The sequence below is a fragment of the Streptomyces fildesensis genome, assembly GCF_016107395.1.
GTDB lineage: Bacteria > Actinomycetota > Actinomycetes > Streptomycetales > Streptomycetaceae > Actinacidiphila > Actinacidiphila fildesensis.
Genome location: NZ_JAAIKO010000049.1, coordinates 41366 through 54550, shown reverse-complemented (window position 1 = coordinate 54550; position 13185 = coordinate 41366). Strand labels below are relative to the sequence as shown.

The window sequence follows — 13185 nt, the reverse complement described above, 5'->3', positions numbered from 1 at the left end:
ACACCTGTGACCGGGTGCTGTGGCTGGAGAAGGGCGAGCTCCTCATGGACGGCCCGACGGACGACGTGCTGAAGGCCTACGAAGAGGCCAGCAACAAGTAGCCGGCGGACCGGAACAGCGGTCCACGCCGCCGCACCGACGATCGGGCCCCCGCCGGGCAGAACCGGCGGGGGCCCGTCCGGTTCCCGCGTGATCCGCCGCCAGGGCCCGGGCACATCCCGTGCGCCCCTCTCCGGGGACGCCAACCGGCGCTGCCGGGAGCCCGATTGCCGGCGGACGGGGGGAATCCGAACGGAATCCCGCCTGTCGCTCGCGCCCCCGGCGTACGCCGGTGACCTGCCCGACGTAAGCTGTAGCGGTGCTCCGGGGTGGGTGCGGCGTGTCCGAAATGGGAAGATTCTTCCCAGCGGTGTAGAACGGGGAGTGTGGCGGCCATGAAGATCGGGACCATCCAGCTCCACAGCGCGCCGGTCGCGCGTGGGACGGGAAGCCCGCGGTGACCGCCGACGCGCAGTCGCGCGCCGTCCTCGACAAGGCCGCCCGCGAGAACTTCCCCGTCGCACCGTTCTTCGTGCCGAAGGCGTGGCGTGGCGATCTGATGGCCGTCTACGGCTTCGCCCGGCTCGTCGACGACATCGGCGACGGCGATCTGGCCAACGGCGGCCGGGACGACGCCGCCCGGCTCGGCCTTCCGCAGGACGCGGCCGAGGACCGGATCGTCATGCTCGACGCGTTCGAGGCCGATCTGCGGAAGGTGTTCGACGGAACCCCCCGCCATCCGCTGCTCCTGGCACTGCAGCCCACCGTCCGCCGGCACGGGCTGACCCCCGGCCCCTTCGAGGGTCTGATCGAGGCCAACCGCCAGGACCAGCGGGTCCGGCGCTACGACACGTACGAGGATCTGCTCGCCTACTGCGAGCTGTCCGCCAACCCGGTGGGCCGGCTCGTTCTGGGGATCACAGGCACCTCGACACCCGAGCGGAACCGGCTCTCCGACGCCGTCTGCACCGCGCTGCAGATCGTCGAGCACTTGCAGGACGTGGCCGAGGACCTCGGTCGCGACCGTATCTACCTGCCGGCACAGGACATGAAACGCTTCGGAGTCACCGAAGCGGACCTCGCCGCCCCCACCGCTGGCGCACAGGTGCGCGCACTGGTGGCATTCGAAGCGGAACGCGCCCGGGACCTTTTGAATGAAGGCACCCCATTGGTGGGTAGCGTCCGTGGCAGGCTCAGGCTTCTGCTCGCCGGCTTCGTCGGCGGCGGGCGTGCCGCGCTGAAGGCGGTCGAGAGCGCGGGCTACGACGTGCTCCCGGGACCGCCGAAAGCCACCAGACCAAGCCTGCTGCGCGAAGTGGGGTCGACATTGCGAAGAAAGGGGTGAGGCGGACCGTGAACGGTTCTGCCCACACGTCCGGGCCGGTTCTCGCCGCCTACCGTTACTGCGAGAGCGTGACCGGGCACGAGGCCCGCAACTTCGCCTACGGCATCCGCCTGCTGCCCCTCCCCAAGCGGCAGGCCATGTCGGCCCTCTATGCCTTCTCCCGCCGCGTCGACGACATCGGCGACGGCGACCTCGACCCCGCGGTCAAGCAGATCCGGCTCGACGAGACCCGGGCCCTGCTGGCCCGGATCCGCGCGGGTGAGATCCGCGAGGACGACACCGATCCGGTCGCGGTGGCGCTCACCGACGCGTCACGCCGGTTTCCGCTGCCGCTCGGCGGACTCGACGAGCTGATCGACGGCGTGCTGATGGACGTGCACGGCGAGACGTACGAGACCTGGGACGACCTCGCGGCGTACTGCCGCTGCGTCGCGGGCGCCATCGGACGGCTCTCGCTGGGCGTCTTCGGCACGGTCGGCCCCGGCGGACGGGGCACCGGCGACATGGAGCGCGCCGCCGGATACGCCGACACCCTCGGCCTCGCCCTGCAACTCACCAACATCCTGCGGGACGTCCGGGAGGACGCCAGCAACGGCCGGACCTATCTGCCCGCCCAGGACCTCGCCAAGTTCGGCTGCTCGGAGGGGTTCCACACCGACACCCCGCCGCCCGGCTCGGACTTCGCCGGCCTGATCGAGTACGAAGTACGCCGGGCCCGCGCCCTGTTCGCGACCGGCTACCAATTGCTACCTATGCTCGACCGCCGCAGCGGCGCCTGTGTGGCCGCGATGGCGGGTATCTACCGCAGACTGCTGGACCGGATCGCCGCGGATCCCGAGGCGGTGCTGCGCGGCCGGGTATCGCTTCCGGGTCACCAGAAGGCGTACGTCGCCGTACGCGGTCTGGCCGGTCTCGACGCCCGCCGCTCGGCACGGGGGCGCGGGTGACGTTCCTAGCAACCAGTCAGGTCCCCAGCGCGTCAGTGCCGGTGACGGAGCGTCGCGTCGCGTCGGGCGCCAGCGGAAGGGGGGAGTGCCGATGACCGGGTCCGAGGTTTCCGGACGTCCTCCGGAGGCGGCCGCGGTGGTCGTGGGCGGCGGGCTGGCCGGCACCACGGCGGCACTGGCGCTCGCCGACGCCGGGCTCCGGGTGACCCTGATCGAATCACGTCCCCGGCTGGGCGGACTGGCGTTCTCGTTCCAGCGCGGTGAGCTGACCGTCGACAACGGACAGCATGTCTTCCTGCGCTGCTGCACCGCCTACCAGTGGTTCGTCGACCGGATCGCGGCCCGCGACCTGGTCACTCTCCAGGACCGGCTCGACGTGCCCGTCCTGGACGCGGCGAACATGCGGCTGGGCCGGCTGCGCCGTGCCGCGCTGCCCGTACCGCTGCACCTGGCGGCGAGCCTCGCGACGTATCCGCACCTGTCGCTCAGGGAGCGGGCCACGGTCGGCCGCGCCGCGCTGGCGCTGCGCGCCCTGGACCTGGCGGACCCGGCGCTCGACGACACCGACTTCGCCAGCTGGCTGCGGGACCGGGGCCAGTCCCCGCGCACCATCGAGGCGCTGTGGGACCTGGTGGGCGTCGCCACGCTCAACGCCACCGCGGCGAACGCCTCGCTGGGGCTGGCCGCCATGGTCTTCAAGACCGGGCTGCTGTCCGAGGCCGGCGCCGCCGACATCGGCTGGGCGGCCGCGCCGCTCGGCGAGCTGCACGACGACCGGGCCCGCAAGGCCCTGGACGCGGCGGGCGTACGGATCATGCTGCGGTCCCGGGTGACCGGCATCAAGCCGGCCGCCGGGGGCGGCTGGCTGGTCGACGCCGAGACCGGGCCGGGTCGCGGCGAGCAGCTCGACGCCGGCACCGTCGTCATGGCCCTGCCGCAGCGCGAGACCCACGGGCTGCTGCCCGAGGGCGCGCTGGACGACCCGGACGCACTGCTGGGGATCGGCACGGCGCCGATCCTGAACGTGCACGTCGTCTACGACCGCCAGGTGCTGCGACAGCCGTTCTTCGCCGCGCTCGGCAGTCCCGTCCAGTGGGTCTTCGACCGGACCGCGAGCTCGGGAATGACCGGTCCCGGCCAGTACCTGGCCGTCTCGCAGTCCGCCGTCGAGGACGAGATCGATCTGCCGGTCGCGGAACTGCGGGAGCGCTATCTGCCGGAGCTGGAACGCCTGCTGCCCGCGGCCAGGGGCGCCGGTGTGACGGACTTCTTCGTCACCCGGGAGCGCACGGCGACCTTCGCCCCGGCTCCCGGCGTCGGCCGGCTGCGGCCGGGAGCGGCCACCCGCGCCCCCGGTCTGTACCTGGCCGGCGCGTGGACCGACACCGGCTGGCCCGCGACCATGGAGAGCGCCGTGCGCAGCGGACTGCACGCCTCCCGAGAAGCTTTGACCGCACTAGGCCTTCCGTTCGAGAACGATGTTGTGAGGGCCGTATGAGCACAGCCAGTGCAACCAGAGGAGTAAACGTGACCGCTGCCGGCGTCCTTGAGCTGCTGGAGCGCGGCCGCACCCTGTCCACACCGGTGCTCCGCTCGGCCGTGGAACGGCTCGCGCCACCGATGGACACCGTCGCCGCCTACCACTTCGGGTGGATCGACGCGGCCGGCCGGCCGGCCGACGGCGACGGCGGCAAGGCCGTGCGCCCCGCGCTGGCCCTGCTGTCCGCCGAGGCGGCGGGAGTGCCGCCCGAGGTCGGCATCCCCGGCGCGGTCGCCGTCGAGCTGGTGCACAACTTCTCACTGCTGCACGACGACCTGATGGACGGCGACGAGCAGCGCCGGCACCGCGACACCGTATGGAAGGTGCACGGTCCCGCCCAGGCGATCCTGGTCGGTGACGCGCTGTTCGCGCTTGCCAACGAGGTGCTGCTGGAACAGTGCACCGTGGACGCGGGCCGCGCCACCCGGCGGCTCACCGTCGCGACCCGCAAGCTGATCGACGGCCAGGCCCAGGACATCTCCTTCGAGCACCGCGAGCGGGTCACCGTCGAGGAGTGCCTGGAGATGGAGGGCAACAAGACCGGCGCCCTGCTGGCCTGCGCCTCCTCCATCGGCGCGGTGCTCGGCGGCGCGTCGGACTCCGACGCCGACGCGCTGGAGGAGTACGGCTATCACCTCGGGCTGGCCTTCCAGGCGATCGACGATCTGCTCGGGATCTGGGGCGACCCGGCCGCGACCGGCAAGCAGACCTGGAGCGATCTGCGGCAGCGCAAGAAGTCACTGCCCGTGGTCGCCGCGCTGGCGGCGGGCGGCAGCGCCTCGGAACAACTCGGGGAACTGCTCGCGGCAGATGCCAAGAATCCTGAAACAGGTGCGTTCAGTGAGGAAGAGTTCGCCCTGCGGGCGGCGTTGATCGAAGAGGCGGGAGGCCGGGAGTGGACATCCCAGGAAGCCCGCCGGCAATACGCCACTGCAATCGCCGCGCTGGATAAAATGGACATGCCGGACGAAATTCAACGTAAGCTCGTAGGCCTGGCGGATTTTGTGGTGGTTCGCGAGAAATAACGATCTAACGTGGAGCGCAGCACGTCGCCGACCAAGCACGTGTAACGGTCGACGGCAGCCCCAACACCGCAGAAGTCTCAACTGCAAAGGGGAAGCCATGACAGCGACGACCGACGGCAGTCCGGGGGCCCCAGCCCCCCAGGCACCTTCGGCCAGCACCACCTCGGCACCGCACCCCGTACACGTCGGTGGTGCCGAGGCGGCGGCGGAGCGCGCCGCGCGGCGCGCCGCCGCCAACCTCCTGGCAGCCCAGCATCCCGACGGGTGGTGGAAGGGCGACCTCGAGACCAACGTGACGATGGACTCCGAGGATCTGCTGCTCCGTCAGTTCCTGGGTATCCAGGACGAGCGGACCACGCAGGCCGCCGCCCGCTGGATCCGCTCGCTGCAGCGTGACGACGGTTCCTGGCCCACCTTCCACAGCGGGCCGGGGGACCTGTCCGCGACGGTCGAGGCGTATGTCGCGCTGCGGCTGGCGGGCGACACGCCGGAGGCGCCGCACATGGCGAACGCCTCGGCGTGGGTGCGCGAGGCCGGTGGTGTCGTCGGGGCCCGGGTCTTCACCAGGATCTGGCTGGCCCTGTTCGGCTGGTGGCGGTGGGAGGACCTCCCCGAGCTGCCGCCGGAGATCATCTACCTTCCCAAGTGGTTCCCGCTCAACATCTACGCCTTCGGCTGCTGGGCCCGGCAGACCATCGTCCCGCTCACCGTCGTCGCCGCCCACCGGCCGGTCCGGCCGGCGCCCTTCGGGATCAGCGAACTGCACAAGGACCCCGCGCAGCCCAATCCGCCGCGCCCGCCCGCACCGCTCGCCAGCTGGGACGGCCTGTTCCAGCGGCTGGACCGGGCCCTGCACCTGTACCGCAAGGTCGGCGTCCGGCCGCTGCGCCGTACCGCGCTCAAGGCCTGCGCGCGCTGGATCATCGAGCGCCAGGAGGACGACGGCTGCTGGGGCGGGATCCAGCCGCCCGCCGTGTACTCGGTGATCGCCCTGCATCTGCTCGGCTATGAACTCGACCATCCGGTCGTGCGGGCCGGGCTCGACTCGCTGGATCGTTTCGCCGTGTGGCCGGACGAGGACACCCGCATGATCGAGGCCTGTCAGTCCCCGGTCTGGGACACCTGTCTCGCCACCATCGCGCTGGCCGACGCGGGGGTGGCGACCGACCACCCGGCGCTGGTCAAGGCGGTCGACTGGATGCTCGACGAGCAGATCACCAAGCCGGGCGACTGGGCGGTCCAGCGGCCGGGGCTGCAGCCGGGCGGCTGGGCGTTCGAGTTCCACAACGACAACTACCCGGACATCGACGACACCGCCGAGGTCGTGCTGGCCCTGCTGCGGGTCCAGCACCCCGATCCGGGACGGGTCGACGCCGCCGTGGAGAAGGCCGTCCGCTGGAACATCGGCATGCAGTCGAAGAACGGCGCGTGGGGTGCGTTCGACGCCGACAACACCAGCGCGTTCCCCAACCGGCTGCCGTTCTGCGACTTCGGTGAGGTCATCGACCCGCCGTCCGCCGATGTCACCGCGCACGTGGTGGAGATGCTCGCCTCACTCGGCCTGGAGGACGACACCCACACCCGGCGCGGCATCGACTGGCTGCTGGCCGAACAGGAGGACAGCGGGGCCTGGTTCGGCCGCTGGGGCGTCAACTACATCTACGGCACCGGCTCGGCGGTGCCCGCGCTGGTGGCCGCCGGTCTCCCGGTGAGCCACCCCGCCGTCCGGCGGGCCGTCGGCTGGCTGGAGAGCGTCCAGAACCAGGACGGCGGCTGGGGCGAGGACCTGCGCTCCTACTCCGACCAGGAGTGGATCGGCCGCGGTGTCTCGACCGCCTCGCAGACCGCCTGGGCGCTGCTCGCCCTGCTGTCGGCGGGCGAGCGCGACAGCGACGCGGTGGAGCGCGGGGTGCGCTGGCTCGTCGACACCCAGAAGGCCGACGGATCCTGGGACGAGCCGTACTTCACCGGGACCGGGTTCCCCCGGGACTTCTCGATCAACTACCACCTGTACCGGATGGTCTTCCCGCTCACGGCGCTCGGGCGCTATGCGCGGAGTGAACCGCTCGGAGTCATCGGCAACGTGACGAAGGGGAAGGCGGCCGGATGACGGCTCTGCTGGTCGTCTGCGCTCTCGGCGTCGAACGGTTCGCCCTGCGGGGCGGGGACCGGACCGGCGCCGCGGGGCCCGTCGCCCTGCTGCGTACCGGCATGGGACCGCAGGCCGCCGACCGGGCCGTCACCGAAGCACTGCGCGCCCCGGAGCTGCGGGACGCGGCGGTGCTCGCCACCGGATTCTGCGCCGGGCTCAGCCCCGGCATGCGCCCCGGCGACCTGGTGGTCTCGGACGAGACCCACGGGGCCGGACAACTGGCCGCCGCGCTCGAAGCGGCGGGGCACACCGTTCACACCGGACGCCTGGCCGGGTCCGACCATGTCGTACGGGGCGCGGAACGCTCCGTTCTGCGGTCGACAGGAGCGATCGCGGTCGATATGGAATCCACCGCAATACTCCACGCCGCCCTGGCGCGCGGACCGCGGCCTGTCGCCGCCGTCCGCGTTGTTGTCGACACTCCCGAGCATGAATTGCTCCGTGTCGGCACGCTGCGCACCGGAATTACCGCATTCCGCGTGCTAAGGGCTATTCTTCCTGCCTTTTTCGAATGGCACCGTACTACCGCTGTGCTCTCCTGGAGGTGAGCTAGATGGCTATGCCGCTCCGCCAGTCCATCCGGGTCGGAACGTACCTCATGGAACAGAAGCTCCGACGCCGTGACAAGTTCCCCTTGATCGTGGAACTGGAGCCGCTGTTCGCCTGCAACCTGGCCTGCGAGGGCTGTGGAAAGATCCAGCACCCGGCGGGAGTTCTCAAGCAGCGCATGCCGGTCGCCCAGGCGGTCGGCGCGGTGCTCGAATCCGGTGCCCCGATGGTGTCCATCGCCGGTGGTGAGCCCTTGATGCACCCTCAGATCCACGAGATCGTGCGTCAGTTGGTGGCCAAGCGGAAGTACGTCTTCCTCTGCACCAACGCGCTGCTGATGCGCAAGAAGATGGACAAGTTCACGCCGTCCCCGTACTTCGCCTTCACGGTCCACATCGACGGGCTGAAGGAGCGGCACGACGAGTCGGTCGCCAAGGAGGGTGTCTTCGAGGAAGCGGTCGAGGCGATCAAGGAGGCCAAGAAGCGCGGCTTCCGGGTCACCACCAACTCGACCTTCTTCAACACCGACACCCCGCAGAGCATCATCGAGGTCCTCGACTACCTCAATGACGATCTGAAGGTCGACGAGATGATGATCTCGCCCGCCTACGCCTACGAGAAGGCGCCCGACCAGGAGCACTTCCTCGGCGTCGAGCAGACCAGGGAGCTGTTCAAGAAGTCCTTCGCGAACGGCAACCGCAGGAAGTGGCGGCTCAACCACAGCCCGCTTTTCCTGGACTTCCTGGAAGGCAAGGTGGACTTCCCGTGCACCGCCTGGGGCATCCCCAACTACTCGCTCTTCGGCTGGCAGCGCCCCTGCTACCTGATGAGCGACGGGTATGTGCCGACGTACCGGGAGCTCGTCGAGGAGACCGACTGGGACAAGTACGGCCGCGGCAAGGACCCGCGCTGCTCCAACTGCATGGCGCACTGCGGCTACGAGCCGACCGCCGTACTCGCCACGATGGGCTCCCTCAAGGAGTCGCTCCGCGCCGCCCGTGAGACGGTGGCCGGAAACCGCGGGAAGTGACGAGCGCGATGTCGGGAATCGAGCCGGTAGCGCTCGGCCTGCCCGCCGTACCGTCCCGCCCGCTCTCGGTGCGCCGCCCCTCGCGGCGCATCGAGGTCGGGTCGGTCCCGGTGGGCGGGGACGCCCCGGTGTCGGTCCAGTCGATGACGACGACGGTGACCGCGGACGTGAACGCGACGCTGCAGCAGATCGCGGAGCTGACGGCCGCCGGCTGCCAGATCGTCCGGGTGGCCTGCCCTTCGCAGGACGACGCGGACGCGCTGGCGGCGATCGCGAGGAAGTCGCAGATCCCGGTGATCGCGGACATTCACTTCCAGCCGAAGTACGTCTTCGCGGCGCTCGACGCCGGCTGTGCGGCGGTGCGGGTGAATCCCGGGAACATCCGGCAGTTCGACGACAAGGTCAAGGAGATCGCGAAGGCGGCGGCTTCGGTCGGCACCCCGATCCGGATCGGTGTCAACGCGGGTTCGCTGGACCGCCGGCTGATGGAGAAGTACGGCAAGGCGACTCCTGAGGCGCTGGTGGAGTCGGCGCTGTGGGAGTGCTCGCTGTTCGAGGAGCACGGTTTCCGTGACATCAAGATCTCGGTGAAGCACAACGACCCGGTCGTGATGGTCAACGCCTACCGGCTGCTCGCCGGCAAGTGCGACTACCCCCTCCACCTCGGTGTCACCGAGGCCGGTCCCGCGTTCCAGGGCACCATCAAGTCCGCCGTCGCGTTCGGCGCGCTGCTGTCCGAGGGCATCGGCGACACCATCCGCGTCTCGCTCTCCGCCCCGCCGGTCGAGGAGGTGAAGGTCGGCATCCAGATCCTGGAGTCGCTGAATCTGCGGCAGCGGCGGCTGGAGATCGTGTCCTGTCCGTCGTGCGGGCGGGCGCAGGTCGACGTCTACACGCTCGCGAACCAGGTCTCGGCCGGTCTGGAGGGGATGGAGGTGCCGTTGCGCGTCGCCGTCATGGGGTGCGTCGTCAACGGTCCGGGGGAGGCCCGGGAAGCGGATCTCGGTGTCGCGTCCGGCAACGGCAAGGGCCAGATCTTCGTCAAGGGCGAGGTCATCAAGACCGTGCCGGAGTCGAAGATCGTGGAGACCCTGATCGAAGAGGCGATGAAGATCGCCGAGCAGATGGAATCCGACGGCGCGTTCTCCGGGGTACCGGAAGTCACTGTCGGCTGACCGCAGCAATCCCGGTAGGGGGGAACGAGGTCCATCGTGTCGATACTGGAGAACATCCGGGGCCCGCGCGACCTGAAGGCACTGCCCGAATCCCGACTCGACGAACTCGCCGCCGATATCCGCCACTTCCTCGTGCAGGCGGTGGCGAGAACCGGCGGCCATCTCGGACCCAACCTGGGCGTGGTCGAGCTGACCATCGCCCTGCACCGGGTCTTCGACTCGCCCGCCGACCGTGTCCTGTGGGACACCGGTCACCAGTCCTACGTCCACAAGCTGCTCACCGGGCGGCAGGACTTCTCGAAGCTGCGCGGCAAGGGCGGCCTGTCCGGCTATCCGTCGCGCGCCGAGTCCGAGCACGACGTCATCGAGAACAGCCATGCCTCGACGGTGCTGGGGTGGGCCGACGGCCTCGCCAAGGCCAACCAGGTGCTCGGCAAACAGGACCACGTGGTCGCGGTCATCGGTGACGGCGCGCTGACCGGCGGTATGGCCTGGGAGGCGCTGAACAACATCGCCGCGGCCAAGGACCGGCCGCTGATCATCGTCGTCAACGACAACGAGCGCTCCTACGGGCCGACGATCGGCGGCCTCGCCAACCACCTGGCGACGCTGCGCACCACCGACGGCTACGAGCGCTTCCTCGCCTGGGGCAAGGACCTCCTGCAGCGGACCCCGGTCGTGGGCCAGCCGCTGTACGAGTCCCTGCACGGCGCGAAGAAGGGCTTCAAGGACGCCTTCGCCCCGCAGGGCATGTTCGAGGACCTGGGGCTGAAGTACGTCGGACCGATCGACGGCCACAACATCGCGGCCGTCGAGTCCGCGCTGCGCCGCGCCGCGCGCTTCCACGGACCGGTGCTCGTGCACTGCCTGACCCAGAAGGGCCGCGGTTACGCGGCGGCGGAGCAGGACGAGGCCGACCGCTTCCACACCGTCGGCGCCATGGACCCGCTCACCTGCGAGCCGCTCGCGCCGTCCAACGGCCCCTCGTGGACGTCGGTCTTCGGCGCCGAGATGCTGCGGATCGGCGCGGAGCGCCCGGACGTCGTCGCCATCACCGCCGCCATGCTGCAACCCGTCGGGCTAGGCGCCTTCGCCGCCGCGTTCCCGGACCGGATCTACGACGTCGGTATCGCCGAGCAGCATGCCGCCGTCTCGGCGGCGGGCCTGGCCACCGGCGGGCTGCACCCGGTGGTCGCGGTGTACGCGACGTTCCTGAACCGCGCGTTCGACCAGGTGCTGATGGATGTGGCGCTGCACAAGTGCGGTGTGACGTTCGTGCTGGACCGGGCGGGCGTCACCGGTGTGGACGGCGCTTCGCACAACGGCATGTGGGACATGTCGATCCTCCAGGTCGTGCCCGGGCTGCGGATCGCCGCCCCGCGCGACGCCGACCAGCTGTGCGCCCAGCTGCGCGAGGCCGTCGAGGTCGACGACGCGCCCACCGTCGTCCGGTTCCCCAAGGAGACGGTCGGTGCGGCGGTGCCGTCCCTGGAGCGGATCGGCGGGCTCGACGTCCTGCGCCGCGACCTTCGCCAGGACGTGCTGCTGGTATCGGTCGGCGCCCTCGCCGGCACCTGCCTGGCGGTCGCGGACCTGCTGGACGAACGCGGCCTCGGCGTCACGGTCGTCGACCCCCGCTGGGTCAAACCGGTCGACGCCGCGCTGCCACCGCTCGCCGCCGGGTTCCGCATGGTGGCGGTCGTCGAGGACAACAGCCGTACCGGCGGCGTCGGTTCGGCCGTCGCGCAGGCACTGCGGGACGCGGACGTCGACGTACCGCTGCGCGACTTCGGCATCCCGCAGGACTTCCTGGCCCATGCCAAACGCGGCGAAGTGCTCGCCGACATCGGACTCACCCCGGCCGAGATCGCCGGCCGGATCAGTGCCACACTCGCCCGCCGCAACGGGGCCGGCGACGTGGGCGACGCAATCAAGGAGCTGGCACCCGATGACACCGTCTGAGTCGCAGCCCGTCGGACCACCATCCGTGGCCAAGGGCTTCGACCTCGCGACCCTCCTCGCCGAACGCGGCGGCGAGCGCTACGACCTGCACACCCGGCACCTCAACCACCAACTGCCGCGCATGCTGCACACCATCGGCTTCGACAAGGTCTACGAGCGGGCCGAGGGCGCGCACTTCTGGGACGCCGAGGGCCAGGACTATCTCGACATGCTCGCCGGCTTCGGGGTGATGGGCCTGGGCCGGCACCACCCCGTCGTCCGCAAGGCGCTGCACGACGTCCTGGACGCGGGTCTCGCCGACCTGACCCGCTTCGACTGCCAGCCGCTGCCCGGACTGCTCGCCGAGAAGCTGCTCACCTACAGCCCGCACCTGGACCGGGTGTTCTTCGGCAACAGCGGCACCGAGGCCGTCGAGACCGCGCTGAAGTTCGCCCGCTACGCCACCGGCAGGCCGCGGATCCTGTACTGCTCGCACGCCTTCCACGGGCTGACGACGGGGTCGCTGTCCGTCAACGGCGAGGACGGCTTCCGCGACGGCTTCGCCCCGCTGCTGCCCGACACCGCGATCCCGCTCGGCGATCTGGAGGCGCTGGAACGGGAGTTGAAGCGCGGTGACGTGGCCGCACTGATCGTGGAGCCCATCCAGGGCAAGGGCGTCCATGAGACCCCGCCCGGCTACCTCCGCGCCGCGCAGGAACTGCTGCACAAGCACAAGGCGCTGCTGATCGCCGACGAGGTGCAGACCGGCCTCGGACGGACCGGCGACTTCTACGCCTACCAGCACGAGGCCGGGGTCGAGCCCGATCTGTTGTGCGTTTCCAAGGCGCTGTCGGGCGGCTATGTGCCGGTCAGCGCCACGCTCGGCAAGGACTGGATCTTCAAGAAGGTCTACTCCTCGATGGACCGGGTCCTGGTGCACTCCGCCAGCTTCGGTTCCAACGCCCAGGCGATGGCGGCGGGGTTGGCCACCCTGTCCGTCATGGACGACGAGGGCGTCGTCGCCAACGCCCGGCACACCGGCGACCTGTTGCGCACCCGGCTGGCCGCCCTCGTCGACCGCTACGAGCTGCTGCGCGAGGTGCGCGGGCGCGGGCTGATGATCGGTATCGAGTTCGGCAAGCCGACCTCCCTGGGCCTGCGCAGCCGCTGGGCGATGCTCCAGGCCGCCCGCAAGGGCCTGTTCGCGCAGATGGTGGTGGTGCCGCTGCTGCAGCGGCACCGGATCCTCACTCAGGTCTCGGGCGATCACCTCGAAGTCATTAAGCTGATCCCTCCGCTGATCATCGACGAGTCGGACGTGGACCGCTTCGTCGAGGCGTTCACCGCCGTGATGGACGACGCGCACGGTGGCGGCGGGCTGATGTGGGACTTCGGGCGGACGCTGGTCAAGCAGGCGGTCGCCAATCGGTGAGAACGGGGTG

10 protein-coding genes and 1 pseudogene are annotated in these 13185 nt (G+C 70.4%); all 11 read left to right on the top strand.

Annotated elements, in window-relative coordinates:
* Positions 1-101, top strand: a pseudogene (locus C6N31_RS36650) (ABC transporter ATP-binding protein); the annotation flags it as partial.
* Positions 102-496: 395 nt separating this feature from the next.
* Positions 497-1384 (top strand): squalene synthase HpnC, encoded by an 888-nt coding sequence (hpnC, locus tag C6N31_RS36645; RefSeq protein ID WP_138358808.1) that lies wholly within the window; start codon positions 497-499, stop codon positions 1382-1384.
* Positions 1381-2331, top strand: coding sequence for a presqualene diphosphate synthase HpnD (gene hpnD / locus C6N31_RS36640; protein ID WP_187145072.1), 951 nt, complete (start codon positions 1381-1383; stop codon positions 2329-2331). Before hpnC ends, hpnD begins: the two co-directional genes overlap by 4 nt.
* 91 nt (positions 2332-2422) lie before the next feature.
* Positions 2423-3829 (top strand): hydroxysqualene dehydroxylase HpnE, encoded by a 1407-nt coding sequence (gene hpnE, locus C6N31_RS36635; protein WP_138358812.1) that lies wholly within the window; start codon positions 2423-2425, stop codon positions 3827-3829.
* Positions 3826-4896: a polyprenyl synthetase family protein gene (locus C6N31_RS36630; RefSeq protein ID WP_138358814.1), complete on the top strand. Its 1071-nt coding sequence runs from the start codon at positions 3826-3828 to the stop codon at positions 4894-4896. Before hpnE ends, C6N31_RS36630 begins: the two co-directional genes overlap by 4 nt.
* A gap of 97 nt (positions 4897-4993) precedes the next feature.
* A complete protein-coding gene (gene shc / locus C6N31_RS36625; RefSeq protein WP_138358816.1) occupies positions 4994-7006 on the top strand; it encodes a squalene--hopene cyclase in 2013 nt (670 codons plus the stop codon).
* Positions 7003-7596, top strand: coding sequence for a phosphorylase family protein (locus tag C6N31_RS36620; RefSeq protein ID WP_138358818.1), 594 nt, complete (start codon positions 7003-7005; stop codon positions 7594-7596). The genes shc and C6N31_RS36620 overlap by 4 nt, the downstream gene beginning before the upstream one ends.
* 5 nt (positions 7597-7601) lie before the next feature.
* Positions 7602-8627, top strand: coding sequence for an adenosyl-hopene transferase HpnH (gene hpnH, locus C6N31_RS36615; RefSeq protein ID WP_138358820.1), 1026 nt, complete (start codon positions 7602-7604; stop codon positions 8625-8627).
* Between the two features lie 17 nt (positions 8628-8644).
* Entirely contained in the window at positions 8645-9802 is a 1158-nt protein-coding gene (gene ispG, locus C6N31_RS36610) for a flavodoxin-dependent (E)-4-hydroxy-3-methylbut-2-enyl-diphosphate synthase (RefSeq protein WP_198359138.1), read from the top strand.
* 36 nt (positions 9803-9838) lie between these two features.
* Positions 9839-11764: a 1-deoxy-D-xylulose-5-phosphate synthase gene (gene dxs / locus C6N31_RS36605; protein WP_138358822.1), complete on the top strand. Its 1926-nt coding sequence runs from the start codon at positions 9839-9841 to the stop codon at positions 11762-11764.
* Positions 11751-13175 (top strand): aspartate aminotransferase family protein, encoded by a 1425-nt coding sequence (locus tag C6N31_RS36600; protein WP_138358824.1) that lies wholly within the window; start codon positions 11751-11753, stop codon positions 13173-13175. The genes dxs and C6N31_RS36600 overlap by 14 nt, the downstream gene beginning before the upstream one ends.
* Positions 13176-13185: the final 10 nt, after the last annotated feature.

Bases quoted from the DNA above. Each gene is read 5' to 3' on its own strand.
- C6N31_RS36630 (WP_138358814.1), top strand. From the start codon at position 3,826: ATGAGCACAGCCAGTGCAACCAGAGGAGTAAACGTGACCGCTGCCGGC.
- shc (WP_138358816.1), top strand. From the start codon at position 4,994: ATGACAGCGACGACCGACGGCAGTCCGGGGGCCCCAGCCCCCCAGGCA.
- C6N31_RS36600 (WP_138358824.1), top strand. From the start codon at position 11,751: ATGACACCGTCTGAGTCGCAGCCCGTCGGACCACCATCCGTGGCCAAG.
- C6N31_RS36620 (WP_138358818.1), top strand. From the start codon at position 7,003: ATGACGGCTCTGCTGGTCGTCTGCGCTCTCGGCGTCGAACGGTTCGCC.
- hpnH (WP_138358820.1), top strand. From the start codon at position 7,602: ATGGCTATGCCGCTCCGCCAGTCCATCCGGGTCGGAACGTACCTCATG.
- hpnE (WP_138358812.1), top strand. From the start codon at position 2,423: ATGACCGGGTCCGAGGTTTCCGGACGTCCTCCGGAGGCGGCCGCGGTG.